Source organism: Acidovorax sp. GW823-FHT01C06 (assembly GCF_058798375.1).
Window position 1 is genome coordinate 431789 of the sequence record NZ_JBXAKN010000001.1, and the last position, 21957, is coordinate 453745.

Annotated in this window: 16 protein-coding genes; 9 read left to right on the top strand and 7 right to left on the bottom strand. The window is 67.7% G+C overall.

Annotated elements, in window-relative coordinates; translation table 11 throughout:
• Positions 1-56: 56 nt before the first annotated feature.
• The 3 genes from AC1RCS_RS02000 to AC1RCS_RS02010 all read left to right on the top strand — a co-directional run bounded on the left by AC1RCS_RS02000 (position 57) and on the right by AC1RCS_RS02010 (position 6250).
• Positions 57-1664 (top strand): AMP-binding protein, encoded by a 1608-nt coding sequence (locus AC1RCS_RS02000; RefSeq protein ID WP_492245710.1) that lies wholly within the window; start codon positions 57-59, stop codon positions 1662-1664.
• Between the two features lie 80 nt (positions 1665-1744).
• The gene (locus tag AC1RCS_RS02005) at positions 1745-5017 is read left to right on the top strand and encodes an acetyl-CoA carboxylase family protein (RefSeq protein WP_492245751.1); all 3273 of its coding nucleotides are present in this window, start codon (positions 1745-1747) and stop codon (positions 5015-5017) included.
• Between the two features lie 93 nt (positions 5018-5110).
• Positions 5111-6250 carry an aminotransferase class V-fold PLP-dependent enzyme gene (locus tag AC1RCS_RS02010; protein WP_492245709.1) on the top strand — a complete coding sequence of 380 codons (1140 nt, stop codon included), beginning with the start codon at positions 5111-5113 and terminating at the stop codon, positions 6248-6250.
• 190 nt (positions 6251-6440) lie between these two features.
• Here the strand turns inward: AC1RCS_RS02010 and AC1RCS_RS02015 are convergent, their stop codons facing one another.
• A complete protein-coding gene (locus tag AC1RCS_RS02015; protein ID WP_218297323.1) occupies positions 6441-6866 on the bottom strand; it encodes an XRE family transcriptional regulator in 426 nt (141 codons plus the stop codon).
• Between the two features lie 436 nt (positions 6867-7302).
• On the opposite strand from AC1RCS_RS02015, the gene AC1RCS_RS02020 reads away from it, so the two are divergent.
• Both AC1RCS_RS02020 and AC1RCS_RS02025 read left to right on the top strand, forming a co-directional pair.
• Complete coding sequence (locus tag AC1RCS_RS02020; protein WP_492245708.1) at positions 7303-7509, top strand: hypothetical protein; 207 nt, start codon at positions 7303-7305, stop codon at positions 7507-7509.
• A gap of 140 nt (positions 7510-7649) precedes the next feature.
• Entirely contained in the window at positions 7650-8951 is a 1302-nt protein-coding gene (locus AC1RCS_RS02025) for a DUF445 domain-containing protein (RefSeq protein ID WP_492245707.1), read from the top strand.
• Between the two features lie 436 nt (positions 8952-9387).
• Here AC1RCS_RS02025 and AC1RCS_RS02030 read toward each other — a convergent pair whose 3' ends face one another.
• The 5 genes from AC1RCS_RS02030 to AC1RCS_RS02050 all read right to left on the bottom strand — a co-directional run bounded on the left by AC1RCS_RS02030 (position 9388) and on the right by AC1RCS_RS02050 (position 15331).
• Complete coding sequence (locus AC1RCS_RS02030; protein ID WP_492245706.1) at positions 9388-9822, bottom strand: hypothetical protein; 435 nt, start codon at positions 9820-9822, stop codon at positions 9388-9390.
• Positions 9823-9966: 144 nt separating this feature from the next.
• On the bottom strand, positions 9967-10356 hold the full coding sequence (locus AC1RCS_RS02035; RefSeq protein WP_492245705.1) for a hypothetical protein: 390 nt from the start codon (positions 10354-10356) through the stop codon (positions 9967-9969).
• 210 nt (positions 10357-10566) lie between these two features.
• Positions 10567-12066: an FAD-linked oxidase C-terminal domain-containing protein gene (locus AC1RCS_RS02040; RefSeq protein WP_218297318.1), complete on the bottom strand. Its 1500-nt coding sequence runs from the start codon at positions 12064-12066 to the stop codon at positions 10567-10569.
• Positions 12067-12258: 192 nt separating this feature from the next.
• A complete protein-coding gene (locus tag AC1RCS_RS02045) occupies positions 12259-14253 on the bottom strand; it encodes a UvrD-helicase domain-containing protein (protein WP_492245704.1) in 1995 nt (664 codons plus the stop codon).
• Between the two features lie 205 nt (positions 14254-14458).
• Positions 14459-15331: a LysR substrate-binding domain-containing protein gene (locus tag AC1RCS_RS02050; RefSeq protein WP_492245703.1), complete on the bottom strand. Its 873-nt coding sequence runs from the start codon at positions 15329-15331 to the stop codon at positions 14459-14461.
• A 181-nt stretch (positions 15332-15512) separates the two neighbouring features.
• Between AC1RCS_RS02050 and AC1RCS_RS02055 the strand changes: the two genes are divergently transcribed.
• The 3 genes from AC1RCS_RS02055 to AC1RCS_RS02065 are packed head-to-tail and all read left to right on the top strand — an operon-like array spanning position 15513 to position 18616.
• Positions 15513-17225, top strand: a complete 1713-nt coding sequence (locus AC1RCS_RS02055; RefSeq protein ID WP_492245702.1) for a hypothetical protein — start codon at positions 15513-15515, stop codon at positions 17223-17225.
• An 18-nt stretch (positions 17226-17243) separates the two neighbouring features.
• The gene (locus AC1RCS_RS02060; protein ID WP_492245701.1) at positions 17244-18215 is read left to right on the top strand and encodes a glycosyltransferase family 2 protein; all 972 of its coding nucleotides are present in this window, start codon (positions 17244-17246) and stop codon (positions 18213-18215) included.
• Entirely contained in the window at positions 18212-18616 is a 405-nt protein-coding gene (locus AC1RCS_RS02065; protein WP_492245700.1) for a GtrA family protein, read from the top strand. Before AC1RCS_RS02060 ends, AC1RCS_RS02065 begins: the two co-directional genes overlap by 4 nt.
• A 112-nt stretch (positions 18617-18728) precedes the next feature.
• Here AC1RCS_RS02065 and purU read toward each other — a convergent pair whose 3' ends face one another.
• The gene (purU, locus tag AC1RCS_RS02070; RefSeq protein ID WP_492245699.1) at positions 18729-19580 is read right to left on the bottom strand and encodes a formyltetrahydrofolate deformylase; all 852 of its coding nucleotides are present in this window, start codon (positions 19578-19580) and stop codon (positions 18729-18731) included.
• A 53-nt stretch (positions 19581-19633) separates the two neighbouring features.
• Here purU and AC1RCS_RS02075 point away from each other — a divergent pair, with 53 nt between their 5' ends.
• Complete coding sequence (locus AC1RCS_RS02075) at positions 19634-21940, top strand: putative bifunctional diguanylate cyclase/phosphodiesterase (protein WP_218297314.1); 2307 nt, start codon at positions 19634-19636, stop codon at positions 21938-21940.
• Positions 21941-21957 lie beyond the last annotated feature (17 nt).

The window sequence follows — 21957 nt, forward strand, 5'->3', positions numbered from 1 at the left end:
CAAACCCTTAGCAAGCCCTTAGAACCAGCGATTCCAGACACCTCGGAGACAACGCCATGCCACAGACCGCACCGCAGCTGCCGCTGCACGAACACCTGCGCCGCCACGCGCGCGAAACGCCCGACCGCACCGCGTACCTCTGGTACGGCCAGCCCGTCACCTGGGCAGAGCTCGACGCGGCCAGCGACGCCTTCGCCGCGCGCCTGCAGGCGCTGGGCGTGGGCAAGGGCGAGCCCGTGGCGCTGTTCATGAACAACTGCCCGCAGTACGTGATGGCGCACTACGGCATCCAGAAGATCGGCGCCATCGTCTGCCCCTGCGGGCCGCTGAACAAGGAGCACGAGCTGGAATACCAGCTCACCGACCTGCAGGCGCGCGTGATCGTCGCGGCCGACGTACTGCTGCCCGTGGTGGACAAGGTGCGCGCCAGCACGGCGCTGCGGCACGTGTTCGTGGTGCGCTATGCCGAGCTGCTGCCCGACGGCGCGCTCAGCATCGACGCGCCCGCCGAGCTGCTGGCCATGCGTGCCGCCATGGCGCCAGCCCCGGCGGGTTGCGAGGACTTCCTGGCCGCCACGCGCACCGGGCAGCGGCCCGCGCCCGTGGCGCTGTCCATGGACGATGTCTCGCTCATGACCTACACCTCGGGCACCACGGGGTTGCCCAAGGGCGCGATGCTGAGCTACGGCAACGCCACCTTCAAGACCGCCGCGTCGGCCGACTGCAACGGCATGACGCGGCAGGAGACGCTGCTCGCGGTGGCGCCGCTGTACCACATCGCCGGCATGGTGATGGGCGTGAACCTGCCCGTCTACACCGGCGCCACGGCCGTGCTGCTGTACCGCTTCGATCCGCTGGGCGTGGCCCAGGCGCTGGAGCGCCACCGCATCACCTGGTGGTACAGCATCGCGCCCATGAACGGCGCGCTCATGCAGGTGCCGGGCGCGCGCGCCATGGACTGGAGCGCGCTGCGCCGCAACCCGGTCACGAGCTTTGGCATCACCTTCACCGAGGCGCTCGCCCAGCAGTGGCGGCAGTTCGCGCCCCATTGCATCGCGCACGAGGCCGCCTACGGCTTGAGCGAAACCCACACGGTGGATACCGCCATGCCCGTGGACGCGATCCGCTGGGGCACCCAGGGCAAGCCCGTGCCGGGCAACACCTTGCGCATCGTCGACCCCGACACCGGCACCCCGCTGGCCACGGGCGAGGTGGGCGAGATCACCATCCACGGCCCCGGCAACTTCAAGGGCTACTGGAACAAGCCCGAGGCCACGGCCAAGACCCTGCGGGACGGCTGGGTCTACACCGGCGACATGGGCAAGATCGATGCCGACGGCTACGTCACCTTCATCGGCCGCTTCAAGGAGATGATCAAGGTCTCCGGCTACAGCGTGTTCCCGGAAGAGGTGGAGACCCTGCTCATCAAGCATCCCGCCGTGGCCCAGGCCGCCGTCATCGGCGTGCCCGACGCGGAAAAGGGCGAGGTGGTGCGTGCCTTCATCGTGAAGAAACCCGGCCAGGACGTGGACGCCGCTGCCCTGGTGGCCTGGTGCCGCGAGAACATGGCGCCCTACAAGGCCCCGCGCGAGGTGCGCTTCATCGACGCGCTGCCGGCCACGGGCGCCGGCAAGGTGCTGCGCCGCCTGCTGCGCGACCTTTGAACCAGAAACGATTCCAGCGCTTGCCCATCCTGCGCTGGCAGCTCCACCAACCATAGCAACACCCCATGCCATCGCCCGCTCTGTTCACCAAAGTTCTTGTCGCCAACCGGGGGGAGATTGCGCTGCGCACCGTGCGCGGCCTTCATGACCTGGGCATCGCCAGCGTGGCCGTGTTTGCCGATGACGATGCGGCCAGCCCGCACGTGCAGGCCGCGGGCAGCGCCGTCGCCCTGGGCGCCACCGGGCCCGCCGCGTACCTGGACGGCGCGCGCATCATCGCCATCGCGCAGGCGCAGGGCTGCGACGCCGTGCACCCCGGCTACGGCTTCCTGAGCGAACGCGCCGACTTCGCGCGCGCCTGCGCCGGGGCCGGCCTGCGTTTCATCGGCCCCACGCCCGCGCAGCTCGCGCTGTTCGGCGACAAGGCGCAGGCCCGCGCGCTGGCGCTGCAGCAGGGCGTGCCGCTCATGCCGGGCACCCAGGCGGCGGTGTCGCTGGAGGAGGCCCAGGCCTTCTTCGCGCAGCAGGGCGGCGCCGGCATCGTGATCAAGGCGATTGGCGGCGGCGGCGGGCGCGGCATGCGCGCCGTGCAGGCGCAGGACGACCTGCCCGCCGCCTACGCGCGCTGCCGCAGCGAGGCGCAGGCCGCGTTTGGCGTGGACGGCGTGTATGTGGAGCGGCTTATGTCCAACGCGCGCCACATCGAGGTGCAGGTGCTGGGCGACGGCCAGGACGTGGTCGCGCTGGGCGAGCGCGAGTGCACGCTGCAGCGGCGCTTTCAGAAGGTGGTGGAGATCGCGCCCAGCCCTTCGCTGCCCGCGCCGCTGCGTGAACGCATCATCGCCGCCGCGCTGGCCATGGCGCGCGCGGTAGCCTACGAGGGCCTGGGCACCTTCGAGTTCCTGGTGGACCTGGCCTCCAGCGACGTGCCCTTCGTGTTCATCGAATGCAACCCGCGCCTGCAGGTGGAGCACACCATCACCGAAGAGGTGACCGGCGTGGACCTGGTACAGGCGCAGATCGCGCTGGCGGCCGGCCGCAGGCTGCAAGACATCGGGCTCGACCCCGTCGCGCCGCCCGCCGTGCGCGGCTTTGCGGTGCAGTGGCGCATCAACGCCGAGACGCTGGACGCGCAGGGCGGTGCCACCCCCGGCAGCGGCACGCTCACCCGCTTCGACCTTCCCACCGGCCCCGGCGTGCGCGTGGACACGCACGGCGCAGCGGGCGCGACGCCCTCGCCGCACTACGACACGCTGCTGGCCAAGCTCATCGTGCACACGGGCGGCCCGCGCTTTGCCGATGCGCTGCGCCGCTCGCGGCGCGCGCTGGACGAGTGCCGCATCGGTGGCGTGGCCACCAACCTCGCGCTGCTGCAGGCCCTGGCCGCGCGGCCCGAAATGGAAAGCCAGCAGGTGCATACGCGCTGGCTGGAGTCGGTGCTGCCAGAACTGCTGGTTGCTACCAAAAATATAGCTGCTGGTGCATGTGATTCGGGCGCTAGCGCTAAAAACCACCAAAATCCGTCAGCGCCCGCACCCGAAGGCGCCGTGCTCGCTCCCATGCCCGCGCGCCTCGTGCAACTGAGCGTGTTCGAGGGCGACGTGGTGGCCGCGGGTGCCGAACTGGCCGTGCTCGAGTCCATGAAGATGGAGCACATGCTGCTGGCGCCGCATGCGGGCCGCGTGCGCGCGCTGCTCGCGGTGCCGGGCGGCTACCTCGTGCAGGGCCAGCCGCTGCTGGTGCTCGATGCCGTGGAGGGGGCGGACGCCGCCCAGGACGCACAGGGCGCGCAACAGGACCTGGATGCCATTCGCCCCGACCTGCAGCGCGTGCGGGACCGCCACGCCTTCACGCTCGACGCCGCGCGGCCCGAGGCCATCGCCAGGCGCCACGCCCAGGGCGGGCGCACCGCGCGCGAGAACATCGCCGACCTGTGCGACGCGGACAGCTTCATCGAATACGGCACGCTGGCCATCGCCGCGCAGACGCGCCGCCGCAGCCTGGATGACCTCATCGCCAACACGCCCGCCGACGGCATGGTCACGGGCATCGGCGGCATCAACGGTGCGCTGTTCGGGCCCGAGAAGTCCCGCGCCGTGGTCATGTCCTACGACGCGACCGTGCTCGCGGGCACCCAGGGCGCGCGCAACCACGCCAAGACCGACCGCATGCTGGGCGTGGCGCTGGCGCAGAAGCTGCCCGTGGTGCTGTTCGCCGAAGGCGGCGGCGGCCGCCCGGGCGACACCGACATGCCCGTGGTGGCCGGCCTGCACGTGCACACCTTCGCCAGCTACGCCGCGCTCTCGGGCCAGGTGCCGGTGATCGGCATCGCGGCGGGGCGCTGCTTTGCGGGCAACGCGGCCCTGCTGGGCTGCAGCGACGTGATCATCGCCACGCGCGGCAGCAACATCGGCATGGGCGGCCCGGCCATGATCGAGGGCGGCGGCCTGGGCGTGTTCAAGCCCGAGCACATCGGCCCCAGCCGCGTGCAGCATGCCAACGGCGTGATCGACGTGCTGGTCGATGACGAAGCCGGGGCCGTGGCGGCCGCGCGGCACTACCTGTCGTTCTTCCAGGGGCGCACCGGTGCCTGGACGGCGCCGGACGCACGGGCCCTGCGCTCCGTGGTGCCCGAGAACCGGCTGCGCGTGTACGACACCCGCGCGGCGATGGCCGGCCTGGTGGACGACGGCAGCCTGCTGCCGCTGCGCACCGGCTTCGGCGCGGGCATCCACACGGCGCTGGCGCGCATCGAGGGCCGCCCCGTGGGCATCCTGGCCAACAACCCGCTGCACCTGGGCGGCGCCATCGACGCCGATGCGGCCGACAAGGGCGCGCGCTTCATGCAGCTGTGCAACGCGCACGGCCTGCCCATCGTGAGCCTGGTGGACACGCCCGGCTTCATGGTCGGCCCCGAGGTGGAGGCCACGGCCCAGGTGCGCCACGTGAGCCGCCTGTTCGTCACCGCCGCCAGCCTGCGCGTGCCGTATTTCAGCGTGGTGCTGCGCAAGGGCTACGGCCTGGGCGCCATGGGCATGACGGCCGGGGGCTTTCACGCGCCGGTGTTCACCGTGGCCTGGCCCACGGGCGAGTTCGGCGCCATGGGGCTCGAAGGCGCGGTGCGCCTGGGCTTCCGCAAGGAGCTGGAGGCCTTGCCCGAGGGCGCCGAGCGCGACGCGCTGTTCGCCAAGCTGCTGGCCAGGTCGTACGCCAACGGCGAGGCGCTGCACATGGCGACCACGCTGGAGATCGACGCGGTGATCGACCCGGCCGACACGCGCGCATGGCTGGCACGGGGCCTGGCATCGGCGCAGGTGGCGCCGCCCGGGCACCGGTTCGTGGACACCTGGTAGGGCAGCGCGCGGGCCGCGCGCTGCATGCTAAGCTGGCCCGCCTTGCCCGCCCCACGCCGGGGCGGCGCCCCTGTTTGACGGAGACTTTTCACCATGCCCGGACTGCTGCCCGATATCGATCCCGATGGTTTGCTCGAGTTTTCGGTGGTCTACACCGACCGCGCGCTCAACCACATGTCCAAGCGCTTCACCGGCGTGATGCAGGACATCCTGGCCACGCTCAAGGAGGTCTACCACGCCCACACCGCCGTGCTGGTGCCCGGCAGCGGCACCTTCGGCATGGAGGCCGTGGCGCGCCAGTTCGCCAATCGCGAGAAGGTGCTCATCGTGCGCAACGGCTGGTTCAGCTACCGCTGGACGCAGATCTTCGACGCCGACAAGGGCCTGGGCGGCGGCTCCGTGGTGTGCAAGGCGCGCCCGCAGGGCAGCGGCCCGCAGGCGCCCTGGGCGCCGTGCCCGGCCGAGGAAGTGGCGGCCACCATCCGCGCCGAAAAGCCCAAGGTCGTGTTCGCGCCCCATGTGGAAACGGCCAGCGGCATCATCTTGAGCGACGACTACCTGCGCACCCTGACGGCCGCGGCCCACGAGGTGGGCGCGCTGTTCGTGCTCGACTGCGTGGCCTCGGGCGCGATGTGGGTGGACATGCAGGCCACCGGCGTGGACGTGCTGATCTCGGCCCCGCAAAAGGGCTGGAGCGGCTCGCCCTGCTGCGCCATGGTGATGCTCAGCGAGCGCGCGCGCCAGGCCATCGACGGCACCACGAGCAGCAGCTTCTCGTGCGACCTCAAGAAGTGGATGCAGATCGCCGAGGGCTACGAAAAGGGCCAGCACGCGTACCACACCACCATGCCCACCGACGCGCTGGTGCGCCTCTCCGAAGTGATGGCCGAGACGCGCGAATACGGTTTTGCCAAGGTGCGCGACGAGCAGATCGAGCTGGGCGCCAAGGTGCGCGCGCTGCTCGAGTCGCGCGGCTTCCCGAGCGTGGCGGCCGAGGGCTTCAAGGCCCCCGGCGTGGTGGTGAGCTACACCACCGACCCCGGCATCCAGAACGGCAAGAAGTTCATGGAGGTGGGCCTGCAGACCGCCGCTGGCGTGCCGCTGCAGTGCGACGAGGGGCCGAACTTCAAGACCTTCCGCATCGGCCTGTTCGGCCTGGAGAAGTGGCACAACGTGGACCGCACGGTGGGCCACCTGAGCACCGCGCTCGACCAGGTGGCCCCGCGCGGCTGAACCGGGCCGCCGCCCGTGTTTCGCGGGCCTCTTGAAAAAAAAGCCACCTGCGGGTGGCTTTTTTTTCGTGGTGGCCGGGCGCGGTGGCGGTGCCTGGGGGCTCGGCACGCACCGGGCGGCAAGTGCGCGCCGCGGACCGCCCGAGACCGCAGATGCACACGGCGCGGTGATTCGCTTGTGCAGAGAATCCCTAGGGGGCCTGGGTTTCGCGCTCGGCCTCTTCGGCCGCGTGGGCGCGCGCGATCGCCAGGATCACGTCGCGCGCGAGGCGCCGCTTGGGCACGGGCAGGCGCAGGTAGATGTCGAACAGCTCGCGGTCCTGGTAGCCCAGGCCCGCATGCCACTGCGCCTGCCGCTCCCGCACGCGCAGGGGCTCTGCATCGCCGTAGCCCAGCTGCTGCACCGGCACCTGCAGCCATTCGGCCAGGGTGGTGAGCTTCTTGTGGTCGGGCATGGTCTCGCCCAGCAGCCAGCGGCGCACGCCGTGCAGCGTCATGGGCTTGCCCCAGTGGCGGGTGTTGAACTCGCGCTCCAGCACCGCCGGCCTGGGTTCATAGCCTGCGTCCATCATCGCCTTGCGTAACCGGTCCGCAAACTGTCTTTTTGCATCCTGCATGCAGTCACACTAAAAAGGCGCGCAGGAGCTGCGGTGATTCTTGTATATAGTCACGCAATCAATTTGCTCGTTGGTTACGTAGCGGGTCTGCCCGCCAATTCAGGGGCAACGAGCGGCCTTGCAAGGAGGGTGGCGTGGCTGTCGAACACCGAAGGATGGAAACCTGGGAAGCCCGGCGGGAGCGGGTGGGCTGGTTTCCCGGTGCCTGCATGCGCGCGGCAGCCCTGCCGGGCGGGCGGCGGCCGCGCGGGTGGCCCGGCCGCCGGCCCATTGTGCGGGGTTCTGCATTGCGCCACAGTCACCCATGTACTTGCGCGGCGGTGACGCCCGCGGTGCGCGGGCTGCCGCACTGACAGGGGGCCGGGACGTGTGCAGCAGCGGCCCCCGCCACCCCCGCGAAGGATCGCTGCCGCCCTGCGCAGGGCGGGACCACCCCGTGGGGGGCTGCTCCCAGGACGGCGCCCGGCCGGTGGCGGCAGTGGTGCCCGCCCCGCCCGTGGACGACCGTGAACGCCAGCGGCTCATCCTGACGCCCGCCCAGCGGCAGATGATCCTGGCGAACGTGCGGCGGTTGCGGGAGCTGCGGGAGGAGGAGCGCGCCGCGCGCGGCATCCTGGCCAGGGAGCCCGCGCCCCGCGAATGACAGTGGGTGCGCCTGGACGGCCGGGGCGCGAGTGGAGACGGGGCATGCGCCGGGGCCGGGCATGGTAGGGTGAATGCATCTTGAATCCCCCGCCGGCCGGCCGGCCGCCCCGCCCGCCCGCATGCTGCCTGTCCGATGCCATGACCCAGGAATCCGAACCGCTGCCACAAGCCCTTGCCCTGCAACGTGCGAGGCGCCACGCCCTGGGGCTGCTGGTGCTGGTGTCGGCCGTGTTCGTGGCCACCAGCGTGGTGGAGCGCGGCCTGTGGCTGAACTGCCTGAAGGCCGTGGCCGAGGCCGCGATGGTGGGCGCGCTGGCCGACTGGTTCGCGGTGGTGGCGCTGTTTCGCCGCCCGCTGGGCCTGCCGATCCCGCACACGGCGGTCATCGCGCGCAACCAGGCGCGCATCGGCCGCAACCTGGCGGTCTTCGTGCGCGACAAGTTCCTGGACGTGCCCTCGCTGGTGGCGCTGATCCGCCGGCACGACCCCGCCGAGCGGCTGGCGCAGTGGCTCACGGCACCCGGCAACGCCGCGCTCCTGGGCCACCAGGCCACCCGCCTGGCGTCGGCCGCGCTCGAGACGGTGCAGGACGCGCAGGTGGAGCGCTTCATTCAGAAGGCGGCGCGCGCATTGATCGGGCAGGTGGACATGTCGCGGGCCCTGGCGGCGGTGCTCGGCACCCTCACGCACAACGGCCGCCACCAGGCGCTGCTGGACGACGTGCTGGGCAAGCTCATCGAGCTGCTGCAGAACGAGCAGACCCGCGCCTGGGTGGCGCAGACCATCGTGGCCTGGCTCAAGAAGGACCACCCGCGCACCGAGAGGCTATTGCCCAGCGACTGGCTGGGCGACAAGGGCTCGGCCCTGCTGGCGCGCGCGCTGGAGAGCGTGATGGCCGATGTGGCCGCCAACCCGCAGCACGCCTTGCGCGCGCAGTTCGATGCGGCGGTGCAGCGCTTCATCGAGCGCCTGCGCGGCGACCCCGACTGGGCGCGCAAGGGCGAAGAGATCCGCGCCTGGCTGCAGACCGATGCCACGGTGGGGGGCTATGTGCAGGCGCTGTGGCAGGACCTGCGCGGGGCGCTGCAGCGCGATCTGGCCGACGCGGATTCGGTGCTGGCGCGGCAGGTGCGCAACCTGGGGCAGTGGCTGGGCCAGTCGCTGGCGGGGGATGCGGCGCTGCGGCAGTCGCTCAATGACCGGCTGGAGCGGTGGGTGGAGGGCCTGGCGCCGGATGTGTCGGCGTTCATTGCGCAGCACATCGAGGACACCGTGCGGCGATGGGATACCGAGGAGATGACGCAGCTGATCGAGCTGAACATTGGCAAGGACCTGCAGTACATCCGCATCAACGGCACCGTGGTGGGCGGGCTGATCGGGCTGATGCTGTTTGTGGTGTCGCACGCTGGGGAGATTTGGCGGGCGGTGGTGGGTGGCTGAGCCTGCCGAAGCCAGGGCGCCACTCCATCCGTTCGGGCTGAGCTTGTCGAAGCCGGGGCGTACTGGTTGGCAAGCTTGCTGGTGTTGGGGGCGGAGGCCGGGAGTCGCCCGGCGTGCGAGTAACTTTCTTTTGCTTCGCCAAAAGAAAGTCACCAAAGAAAAGGCGACCCCCAGTCTGCGACCCCTTCGCGATGCGAAGGGGCAAACCTGCGTCGGTGCGGTTGCGGGGTGCGCCGTGGAACTCGCTTTGCGCCTGCGGCGCGCCGCTCGGACAACCACGGCGAGTCAGAGCACGAGGCATGGGCGCTGCGACGCCCATGCTCACCCCGCAACCGCCCCGCCGCAGGCGCAGCCAGCAGGGGGGGGAGCCGAACAGCCAACAGCCGAGCAGCCACACGGGCCATCGCGTTGCTCGGCCGCGGCTGGGCTGCGTCAGCTAGCGTGCTGCCTGATCCGCCACCATGTTGGCCGCGTGTTCTTCCTGCAGATGCTGCGCAATCTGCGCCCAGGCCAGCTTGGCGTCTGCGTCTTGGGCCCAGGCGTAGCAGCTGGCGATGTGCATGGCCGTCACCGCATGGTGCGGGTCGAGCGCAAAGGCCACCTCGCACTGCAGCGCCGCCTGCCGCCACATCGCGGTCGCATCTTCAGATCCTTCTTTCTGCAGCGCATGGGCCTCTGCGACCCACGCCTGCCCCAGACGAAACGCAGCAGCATGTTGAGTGGGGTCGGCGTCATGCGCCCGTTGAAACAACACCCCCGCCTGCCGCCACAGCGCCCGTGCCGCCGCAAAGTCCTGCGTAGCCACGGCCTGAGCCTGGGCGACTAGGGCGTTGCCGGATTGGAGGAGGGTGGAGGGGGAGTCGCTGAGCATGGCGCTTAGAAAGAAGGATGATGGTGCTGAGGATTGTCGGGGGCAGCTGTTTTCGGCCAAGCCCGTGGTTGGTCGCAAGAGAAGCAGTCACTCGACCTTTGATGTGAACGGCTTTCGGGCGTTGTTACGCGCCGATAGACTCCGCTACAACGTTCGTTCGATGATTTCCATTTGTCGCGAAATTTCTGCGTCGATGTTCATTCGACGTGCTTCTTCTGTGGAAATGAGAGATTTCGTCATGCGCAGAAGCACTACGTGTTGGATGCTCACGCACTGCTGATGCATCACCTTCGAAATGATTGCAAATGCGTTATCTCCGAGTCGCTCCTCTACATTCTGTCCCGACTTCTTCCACTTGCTGATCTTGGCTTCGGCGAGGATCCTCCCTTGATCCTCGCAAGACTTCGATATCTCCACAAGTTTTTCACTCATAGCCTCGTTGACGCTCTGTTTCTGTTGGGCGCCCACGGATCCGGATACACACATAGTTATCGAACTGATGAGGGGAAGTACAGCAGATTTCAGCTTTTTCATTGATGCGGCCCTCGATGGAGGAAGTTGAACTGGCTACGCAAATGGCCATGTTGACGATTTTAAGTAACGCCTGTCGTTGTCAGACTCGAAGAACTTTCTGGAAAAGCTGGGCGGTGCTGGAGACTCTTGGACACGGGTTTCTCGCCAAATTGGCGTGCACCTTGAACTGCAGTTAATCTTCAATTCTGGTGTTGGTGTAGCTGCCACCCTTCAAAACCTCGGCAAATCCGGATGCTTGATCGCCCCTCCGCGCACCAGCATCTTCCCGTACTCCGCACACCGGTTCAGCGTGGGGATCACCTTCCCCGGGTTCAACAGCCCCGCCGGGTCGAACGCGTGCTTGAGCCCGAACATCTGCGCGTTCTCCTCGGCCGTGAACTGCACGCACATGCTGTTGAGCTTCTCCACGCCCACGCCGTGTTCGCCCGTCACCGTGCCGCCCATGGCCACGCTGGTCTCCAGGATGTCGGCGCCGAACAGTTCGCAGCGGTGCAGCTGGTCGGCATCGTTCGCATCGAACAGGATCAGCGGATGCAGGTTGCCGTCGCCCGCGTGGAACACGTTGGCGCAGCGCAGCTGGTATTTCTTTTCCATCTCCTGGATGGCCAGCAGGATGTCGGCCAGGCGCTTGCGCGGGATGGTCGAGTCCATGCACATGTAGTCGGGGCTGATGCGGCCGCTGGCGGGGAAGGCGTTCTTGCGGCCGCTCCAGAAGCGCAGGCGTTCGGCCTCGTCCTGGCTGACCGAGATGGCGGTGGCACCCGCCGCGCGCAGCACGTCGCTCATGCGGCCGATTTCTTCTTCCACCTCTTCCGGCGTGCCGTCGCTTTCGCACAGCAGGATGGCTTCGGCCGTGAGGTCGTAGCCTGCGTGCACAAAATCTTCCACGGCGGCGGTCATGGGCTTGTCCATCATCTCCAGGCCGGCGGGGATGATGCCGGCGGCGATCACGGCCGCCACGGCGTCGCCCGCTTTGCGCACGTCGTCGAAGCTGGCCATGATGCAGCGCGCCAGCATGGGTTTGGGGATGATGCGCACCGTCACCTCGGTGATCACCGCGAGCATGCCTTCGCTGCCGATCACGGCGGCCAGCAGGTCGTAGCCAGGGGTGTCCAGCGCATCGCTGCCGAACTCCACCGGCTCGCCTTCCACCGTGAAGCCCTTCACCTTGAGCACGTTGTGCACCGTGAGACCGTATTTCAGGCAGTGCACGCCGCCCGAGTTCTCTGCCACGTTGCCGCCGATGGTGCAGGCGATCTGGCTGCTGGGGTCGGGCGCGTAGTACAGGCCGTAGGGCGCGGCGGCCTCGCTGATGGCCAGGTTGCGCACGCCGCACTGCACCACGGCCGTGCGGCTCACCGGGTCGAGGTCGAGGATGCGGTTGAACTTGGCCAGCGAGAGCGTGACGCCCAGGGCATGCGGCATGGCGCCGCCCGACAGGCCCGTGCCCGCGCCGCGCGCCACCACGGGCACCTGCAGGTGGTGGCAGGCCTTGAGCACGGCCTGCACCTGCTCGTATGTTTCGGGCAGGCACACCACCAGCGGGCGCTGGCGGTAGGCGGTGAGGCCGTCGCATTCGTAGGGGGTGGTGTCTTCGGCGTGCCACAGCAGCGCGTGCGCGGGCACCACGCGGCTCAGGGCCTGGACAACCTCGGCCTGGCGTGCGGCGCGTTCGGACAGGGCTGTGGTGGGTTCGGCGGCAGTGTTCATGGCCGCCACTGTAGAGGAAGCCCGCGCGCGGGAGCGTGAGTTTTCTTGCAGCGGTCTGTGAAATGGCCTGGGTGTGGCCGTTTGCTATCAATCAATGAGCGGCTGGCGCATGTGGGCAAAGCGCTGGAGGCTCCTTTGTCTTGAATTGGGCCGGTGGGCGGCCCGCAGCCCCCCTCCTCACCCTCATCCTCCTCACACCGGCCCGGGGCTCACCGGGCGTTGGCTGCCTTCCAGAAGCCACAGGCGTTTGCTGGCGCGCGTCATGGCGACATACAGCATGTTGCGTTCGCGATAGGCCTCCTGCCGGGCGGCACTGCGCGGAAAGCGCCCGCGCTCCACCAGGGGCACGGCCACATGGTCGTATTCATGCCCCTTGCAGCGCTCCACCGTCAGCAGCTGCAGGCTGGAGGCTTCCTGCTGGGTGTGCTGGTGGATGCTGGCCTGCACCATGAGCGTGAGCCGGCCCAGGAACTCGTCCACGGACAAGCCGGCGCAGATGCGGGCCAGCGCCGCCAGGCTGTCTCTGCAGTAGCGCAGCTCCTGCGGGCTGATGGGCGCCTGCGCGAAGAAGCGGTGCACCAGCGGGTGCGCGCACAGCTGCCCCGCGTCGGCGCAGGCCTCGGGGGGCAAGGCCAGCAATTGTTCGCACACGGGGGACGCCACCGGGGCCTGGGGGTTGAAGCTGGCGCGCACCAGGAACCGGCGCACCAGGTCCTGCCTGCCGATGAGTTCCGCCGCCACGGCGCGGGTGTCCATTTCGACGGGGGAGTCCTCCACCAGCGCCTCCATGTCGAACGCACCGTTGGCCAGCACGTCCTGGTCCGGCTGGCTGCCGCGCCGCACGTAGCGCAGCAGGCCTTCCATGGCGCTGCTCAGAATGCCCTGCGTGAGCCGCACGCCAGTGCCGCAGCCCTGCATGGCCCCCATGATGGCCAGCACCAGGGCGATCTCGCGGCGCTGGTAGAAGCGCTTCAGCCCCAAGCAGGCGTAGTGCACGCCTTCGTGGGCGAACATCCATTCCAGCAGGATGGAGTCTTCCGGCGACCGCAGCACCACGTTCAGGCAAGGAGGGGGCGTGGTGCCGCCGGGCGCGGGGGGCTGCTGGTGCAGCACGGCGTCGTGGATCGCAAGCAGTTGCCGGGCGCAATCCTCGTCGTCGGTGTAGCTGCGCCGCTCGAACGCGGAGGGCTTGGTGGGGTAGTGCGCGGCAAATTCCACGCCGAACAGGGGGTTCAGCCCCTGGCAGATGGCGTTGCCGAAGCGGTAGGTGGTGTTGAGGGCGACCACCTGGGTGTCCGCGGGCAGCTCCTGCCGGATGCGGGCCAGGCTGTCGCCGAAGACGGAGAACGCGCCGGGCAGGATGTGCTGGTTGAAGTCTCCCGCGCCGACGAACAGACCGTTGCCGCCCTGCACCAGATGCCGCAGCACCAGCATGGCGGCTTCGTCCAGGTCCTGCAGCTCATCGAACAGCACCGCATCGAAGCGCCCCTGCAGCGGCGCGAAGGCATCGCCGAAATCCAGCTCCCCGAGCTGCGTGGCCACTTCATACGTGCAGTCGCCCGGTGCGTAGAAATGCGGCTCGTGGTTCAGCCCCCGGCGCAGGCGTTCGTACTTCACCAGCAGCTGGTAGAGCCCGTAGTCGAGCTGGTGCTCGCGGCAGTAGGGCAGGGCGCCGAGGTCCGAGCGGTCCATGTCGCGCAGCAGCAGTTGCTGCTTGGCCCGGGCCTCGAAGTCGGCGAAGGCCTGCACGTCCAGTTCACGCGACAGGAAGTCGCCGGCCTCGGGCGCCCTGTCCAGCGCCGGGTCCTGGAGCAGCGCGGTGTGGGCCTGGCGGACCAGCAGGTTCTTTTGCAGGGGCTCGGTGACACGCACCAGCTCGTCGCCCTGTTCCTTGAGCACGGTGGCGCACAGCTGCTCCACGGTCATGATCTGCACCTGGCGCGGAATGGCCGGAACGAGCTTTTCCAGGCGCTGCGCAATGGCGGCCAGCCCGGCCTCCGAATACGCGAGCATCAGGATGCGGCTTGCGCCCTGGGTGCGCAGGAGGTCGGCGGCCTTGATGGCCAGGGTGGTGGTCTTGCCCGTGCCCGCGAGCGCGTTGACCAGCACCGCGCTCGCCGTGGCGTTGAGCACCGCGTTCTGCTCCAGCGTGGGGTATCTCTTCTTGAAGTGGGCGTCTTGTGGCACGGCGTGGTGAGATGGTGGAGAGGTCAAGAGACAGGACAGGCGAGAGGCGCGTGCCGGGTGACGGCGTCAGGCGGGCTGCGTGAATCTGGGACCCTGCGCGCCACAGGGGAGGGTGGGGTGGATCCGGTGTGCTATAAAATGTATAGCTATTGACGCTTTGTAGGTAAGCGCTGGAGGCCAGAATGGCCTTGAATGCGGCGAGGGCTCAGGCCATGGTCTTGCGCAGCCACTCGGCGAACGCCGCGCACTCCCAGCGGTCCATGGTGCCCGTGCGCCAGCACAGGTAGTGTGCGTGGGGGCTGGTCGTATCGGTGTCGAACAGGCGCACCAGCGTGCCGTTCTCCAGCCACGGCGCCCCGAGCTTCAGGCGCACCAGCGCCACGCCCATGCCGGCGGCGGCGCCGTCGCACATCAGGCCGATGTCGTTGAACTGCGAGCCCTCGCTGGGCTCGGCCCAGTCCAGGCCCGTGGCGGCAAACCAGGTGCGCCAGGGCTCCAGCGGGCTGCGCAGCAGGGGCACGCCCTCCAGGTCCTCCGGCCGGTCGAACGGGCCGTGTTCGCGCACGAACGCGGGCGAGGCCAGCGGCGTGACCACGTCGCGGGCCAGCTCCACATGCTCCACGTCGGCGTAGTGACCGGGGCCAAAGCGCACCATCAGGTCGGCGTCCTCGGCCACCACGTCCAGCAGCGGGATGGACACCTGCAGCGCCAGGTCGATCTCGGGGTAGGCCTCGGTGAACTGGCGCAGGCGCGGAATGAGGATGGTGCGCGCGAACGTGGGCGTCACAGCCAGCTTGAGCCGCCGGCGCCCGGGCGCCGCAGCGGCCCCCGGAAACCGCTGCAGCGCGCCCAGGCCCTCGCGCACGTGGGCCAGGTAGGCGCTGCCCTCGGTGGTCAGCGAAAAATCGGCCCGCCCGAACAGCCGCACGCCCAGGATCTGTTCGAGCTGCTTGACCCGGTGGCTCACCGCGCTGGGCGTCACGCACAGCTCGTCCGCCGTCTGCGTCACGCTGCGCAGGCGGGCCAGGGCTTCAAACGTCAGCAGGCACTGGATGGGCGGGATGCGCGTGTTGGCCATGCGAACCTTCGTGTCACTTGGTTTGATGTGGGTTCGGTGAGCACTTCGCATTTCGTGGCACTGAGAGGGGGGCGTGGCGCCCCTGGGGAACCGTGTACACAAATTCTTGCGATTCGTACTTGAATATACGTGCCAGAATTTCAGGTATTGCTCGGACAAAGCGACATTCTGACTTATCCCTATGGCACCACAACTTGCTTTCCCGCGTTCTTTTCAAATCACCTTTGTATTGGTTGGTATCGCATCTCTGTGGATTCGAATGCTCTTTCCCATCATGGCCTACGGGGGAGCCGGCCATGACGACTTGTTGTTCGTGCGCCAGGCTGCGGAAATTGGAATGGGGAATTGGTTGGGGGACTACAGCAACCTGACGCATGCCAAAGGCATGGTCTACTCTTTTTTCCTGCTGCTCAATCATGCAACAGGAATTCCGCTGAAGTTCTCGGAACAACTGGTCTATCTCTTCGCGGCGGCCTTCTTTTCGGTGACCATAGGGCGGTTGTACCTGTCGCGCTGGGCTGCGTTGGCCACCTTTGTCTTGCTTGCCTTTGTTCCGGCGGTATGGGTTGACGCAGTCGGCGGGCGCGTGGTTCGGGAGGGGCTGTACGTGTCCTTGTCGCTGCTGCTGCTCACATTGGGGATACGCAGTTGGGTACTGCCTTGCATGGGCAGCGGCGCAGAAGTGCCGCGAGATGGAAACTGGCGGTCTGTGGTGTTGCTGGGCGTTGTGGCGGCGCTGTTCTGGTTGACGCGCGAAGAGGGTGTATGGCTGCTTCCCGCAATGACGATTCTTGCCGCTTACTGGGTGGTCCGTCAGTTCATTGCAAAGCGCACATGGAAAACCGTTCTCAGCTGCGTTGCCGTGCCATTGGTCGTCGCGACGCTCCTGGTCGGCGTGGTCAACTCGATAAATTACGCGGTGTACGGGGTGTTTCGCAACAATGATTTCCGTTCCAGCGATTTCCAGTCCGGGTATGGCGCACTGACGAGAATTCGCCAGGACGAGTGGCGGCGTTATGTGCCGTTTCCGGCGGATGCGAGAGAGCGTGCCTATGAGATGAGCGCTGCGGCGCGCGAGCTCAAGCCGTTTTTCGAGGGGGACAATGGCGAGGCCTGGCGGCGAACCGGTTGCGATCAAACCGGCATCAGCCCCTGTCCGGAAATATTGTCGGGGTGGTTCATGTGGGCTCTGCGCGACGCGGTGGCGCAAGCAGGCCATTACAAGGATGCCCGCAGCGCCAGATCCTTCTATCGGCGCCTGGCAGCGGAGATTGACGAGGGATGTCGCCAGCGGCCAACGGACTGTCTGTCCAGGCGCGATACTCTGGTTCCCCCGTGGCATCCCAGCTATGCGAGGGACACGGCCTTGATGGCCTTCCAGGTCTTCCAAACCTTGGCGACTCTCGGAAATCTCCAACCCAGTATCGGGCACAGTTCAGGGACAGCCAAGCAGTTGGCCCTTTTCAGGCTGGTAACCAATGGGCCGTTGGCTTCCGTGTCCGGTGTCAAGGCTGAGGGCCCGGAGCTTGTTTCGGCACGCGATGTGGTTCGCTATTCCTTGGCAATATGGCTGTCGAAATGGGAGAGCAAGATCTCCTCGGTAGGCCTGCCATTGGCGTTCCTTGTCTGGTCTTTGTGGCTGGCGGTGGCATTGTTTGTGCGCCGGACCATCGACGCTGCATTGGTCGTCACCACGGCTCTGGCTGCCGCCGTCGCCACCCGGGTGGTGTTGCTGGCTTTCCTGGAAGCTACGTCTATTCCCAGCAACAACATGCTGTATCTGTTCCCGTTGGCACCCATTTCCCTGGCAATGATCCCCGTGGCGCTATGGGGGTGCTTGTGTTTTTTTCGGACGAAGGTCCCCTTGCGTGGGCCCGTGCCTAACTTGAATTGAGATTGGCTTGCATTGGCAATGAAAGATCAACGGACTGTGACTCTCTATCGCAATTTGCGCGTGGCTGTAGTGGTGCCTTGTCACAACGAGGAGTTGACCGTGAAAACGGTGGTCGACGGTTTTCGCCAGGCATTGCCCGAAGCCCAGATCTATATCTTCGACAACCTTTCAACGGACAGGACTGCCTCGGTCGCCCTGGAGTCATCGGCGCAGCTCTTTCGCGTGAATCTGAAAGGCAAAGGCAATGTCGTGCGGCGGATGTTTGCGGACGTGGATGCGGACGTCTATGTGATGGTCGATGGTGACGCCACCTACCATGCGCCTTCCGTACGGCAGATGATCGACACGCTGGTGGACAACGGCCTGGACATGGTCGTGGGCTCGCGTGTGGAGTCTGGCGTGGATCAAGGGCAAGCCTACCGGCCCGGTCATCGGCTTGGGAATCGGTTGCTCACGGGCAGTGTGCAGATGATTTTTGGCGGTGCTTTCACCGACATGCTCTCGGGCTATCGCGTGTTTTCACGCCGTTACGCCAAGTCTTTTCCCGCGCAATCGCGTGGCTTCGAGATCGAGACCGAATTGACGGTGCATGCGCTGGAGTTGCGCATGCCCTGTGCCGAGGTGGAGACTCCCTATGGCTCCAGGCCTGAGGGATCGACCAGCAAATTGTCGACTTACCGCGATGGATGGCGGATCCTGATGACGATTGGACAACTGGTCATCAGCGAGAAGCCGCTTCAATTCTTTGGGCTGATCGGTGCGAGCCTGATGCTGGGAGCGGTGGCAATTGCCGCACCGATTGTCTGGGAGTTTCAACACACAGGGCTTGTCCGGCGCTTCCCCACGCTCAGCCTGGTCACGGCCATGGTGGTGAGCGGTGCCGTTTCCTGCGTCTGCGGATTGATTCTTCAGACCGTGACACAGATGCGCCGTGAACTCAAGCGATTCGCCTACCTCGCGGTGAGCGGCGTGGCGTCGGCAGCTCGATGAGGATCGACCGGCAGTTTGTTCTTTTCTGCGTGGTAGGGGCGGTGGGCTTTGGGATCGACGTGGCAACGCTCGCCCTCACGCACAACGTGTTGGGAGTCTATGGCGCAAGGCTTCTTTCATTTCTGGTGGCTGCGACAGCCACATGGCTGCTGAACCGGCACCTGACCTTCGGGCGCAGTCCCGCCGCCGTTGACCTTTGGCGTGAGTATGTGCGCTACATGGGGTTGATGGCCGGCGGGGGCGCTGTCAACTACCTCGTGTACTCCTGTTTGGCCTGGCGTTTCGAACAGGGCGCGAACTGGTTGTTTCTCTATGTGGCCATTGGCAGTATCGCCGGGCTCGCTGTGAACTATCTGGGCGCCAGCCGTTGGCTCTACCGGCCCACGAAACGTCCTCGCTGACCTGTCGCGCAAGGGGAAGATGAAGCGGCTGCCGGTTGATCGCAGCCTGGCTCCGGTTGGAAATAATTTGAGAATCCGGCGGTCACCCTGATGGGGGCCCCGTTGCCCAGCCCTACTTGAAGACGACCGTTTTGTGGCCGTTGAGCAGCACGCGGTGCTCGCTGTGCCACTTCACGGCGCGGGCCAGCACCTGGCTTTCGGTGTCGCGGCCCCGGGCCGTGAGGTCTTCCACCGTGTCGGTGTGGTCGGCGCGGGCCACGTCCTGCTCGATGATCGGGCCTTCGTCCAGGTCGGCCGTCACGTAGTGCGCGGTGGCGCCGATGAGCTTCACGCCCCGGTCGTGCGCCTGGTAATAGGGCTTGGCGCCCTTGAAGCTGGGCAGGAAGCTGTGGTGGATGTTGATCGCCCGTCCGGCCAAAGCTTGACACAGATCAAGAGAAAGAACCTGCATGTAGCGCGCCAGCACCACCAGCTCGGCCCCTTCGGCCTCGATAATCTCCAACTGTTTCGCTTCGGCCTGCGGCTTGCTGGCGGCAGTCACCGGGATGTGGTGGAACGGCACGTTGTAGCTGGCCGCGAGCTGGTAGAAGTCGCGGTGGTTGCTGACAATGGCGCGGATGTCGATGGGCAGCAGGCCGCTTTTCCAGCGGAACAGCAGGTCATTGAGGCAATGGCCTTCCTTGCTGACCATGAGCACCGTCTTCATGGGGGCGGCCGTGGCGTGCAGGCTCCAGCGCATGGTGTGGGGCTCCGCGAAGCTGGCCAGGCGGGTCTTGAGCGTGGCGTGGTCATGCTGGTCGCAGGCGAACTGCACCCGCATGAAGAACAGGCCGGTGGCGTGGTCGTTGTACTGGGCGGCTTCTTCGATGTTGCCGCCGTGCTCCAGCAGGAAGCCGGAGACTGCGTGCACCAGCCCGAGGCGGTCGGGGCAGGACAGAGTAAGGATGTAGGCGTTGGTCGTCATAGCTGCCCAATTGTCGCAGCATGGCTACAGGCGCCCAAGGAACGAGGGAATCGATGGTCAATCCGGGCGATGCCCCGCGTCTTGCCCCCTGGCGGGGGATGCTGCTGTACCTGGTGCTCGGGGTGGCCTGGGTGTTCGCGGGCGACGCGCTGCTGGCCCGCTGGGTGACCGACCCGGCCCAGCTCACGCACTGGCAGACCTGGAAAGGCTGGGGCTATGTGCTGGCCACCAGCGTGCTCGCCTGGTGCATGCTGCGGCGCATGCGCTACGCCGAGAAGGTGCGCTGGGCCATGGCCCGGGAGCTGGCCCAGGTGGTGCGCCATGCACCCGCGGGCTTCGCGCGCGTGGCGCCGGACGGCCGCTTCCTCTGGGCCAATGAGCGGCTGTGCGAGCTGTTGGGCGTGTCCCTGGCGCAGGTGCGCCACCTCAATTTCCACGATGTGATGCAGTCCCCCGACCCCGAGGGGGCCACCGCCCAGCTGGTGCGTCTGCTGGCGGGAGAGATCGACCACTGCGTGGACGAGCGCGAGTGCCGGCGGCCCGGCGGGACGCGCGGGGTGCCGGTGCTGTGCACCGTGACGCAGATCCCCGAAGCGGGCGACGAGCCCGCCCACCTGGTCTGCGTGGTGCAGGACCTGGACGAGATCAAGGCCGCGCGCGCCGCGCTGCAGACCAGCGAGGCCCGCCAGCGGCTGGCCGCCACGGTGGTGGACAACACCATCGAGGGCGTGGTGGTCACCGATGCGCACAGCCGCATCCTGTCCGCCAACGCGGCCGTGACGCGGCTCCTGGGCTATACCGAGGAGGAACTGCTGGGCAAGACGCCGCGCGTGTTCAAGTCCGGCCGGCACGACAAGGCGTTCTACGAGGCCCTGTGGAGCACGCTGCGGCGCACGGGCCACTGGCAGGGCGAGATCTGGAACCGGCGCAAGAGCGGCGAGGTCTTCCCCGAGCACATGTCGCTGTCGGCCGTGCGCGACCCGGCGGGCGAGGTCACGCACTACGTGTGCATGTTCACCGACATCTCCGAGGAGAAGGCGCACCAGCGGCAGCTGGAATTCCTGGCGCACAACGACGCGCTCACGGGGCTGTCCAACCGCGCCTGGTTCGGCCACCAGCTGGAGCAGGTGGTGCAGGAGGCGCGCGCCAGCGGCGAGCACATCGCCGTGCTGCTGCTCAACCTGGACCGTTTCAAGGACGTGAACGACAGCTACGGCCACACCACGGGCGACGAGGTGCTCAAGCACATCGCGCGGCAGGTGCAGTCGGCCCTGCGGCCCGGCGACGTGCTGGGGCGGCTGGCCGGCGACGAGCTGGCCGTGGTGGCGCGCCACCTGCGCCATGCGGACGGCGCTGCGGCCGTGGCGCGCCACCTCATCACCGCCGTGGCCGAGCCCTGGCGCTCGCCCGACGGCTTCGAGGTGGTGGCCGGCGTGAGCGTGGGCATCTGCATGTTCCCCGAACACGCCGCCACCACCGAACTGCTGCTGCAGGGCGCGCACGCTGCGGTGTACGGCGCCAAGGCCCGGGGCCGTGGCGCGTGGTGCTTCTTCCACGAAGCCATGACCCAGGCCGCGCGCGAGCGGCTCGCGCTCGAATCGCGCCTGCGCCTGGCGCTGGCCCAGGGCCATCTGCAGATGCACTACCAGCCGCAGGTGGACATCGCCAGCGGGCGCATCCTGGGGGCCGAGGCGCTGGTGCGCTGGAACGACCCCGAGGAGGGGCTGATCTCGCCCGCGCGCTTCATCCCCGTGGCCGAGACCTCGGGCGTGATCGGCCCGCTGGGCGAATGGGTGCTGCGCGAGGTCTGCCGCCAGGGCCAGCAGTGGCGCGCCGAGGGCCTGCCCGACCTGACGCTGGCCGTCAACGTATCGCCGCGCCAGTTCCACCTGACCGACCTGGCGGGGTGCACCTCGGCGGCGCTGGCCGACTCGGGCTTTCCCAGCGAATTGCTGGAGCTGGAGATCACCGAGTCCGCGCTGGCCGAGCGCACCGAGGAGGCGCGCCAGGTGCTGATGCGGCTGCGCAGCGTGGGCGTGCGGATCGCGGTGGATGACTTCGGCACGGGATACTCATCGCTCGCGCAGCTCAAGCGCTTTCCCATCGACGTGCTCAAGATCGACCAGGGCTTCATCCGCGACATCCCCCAAAGCGCGGACGACATGGCCATCAGCGCGGCCATCATCGCCATGGGGCACAGCATGGGGCTGTCGGTGCTGGCCGAGGGGGTGGAGGACGAGGGCCAGCTGGCCTTCCTGAAGGCGCGCGGATGCGACGCCTACCAGGGCTACCTGTGCAGCCGCCCGCTGCCCGCCGACGGGTTCGCCGCGCTGCTGCGGGAGCGTGGCGAGCCGCGCTGAACGCCCGCCCCGCCGCC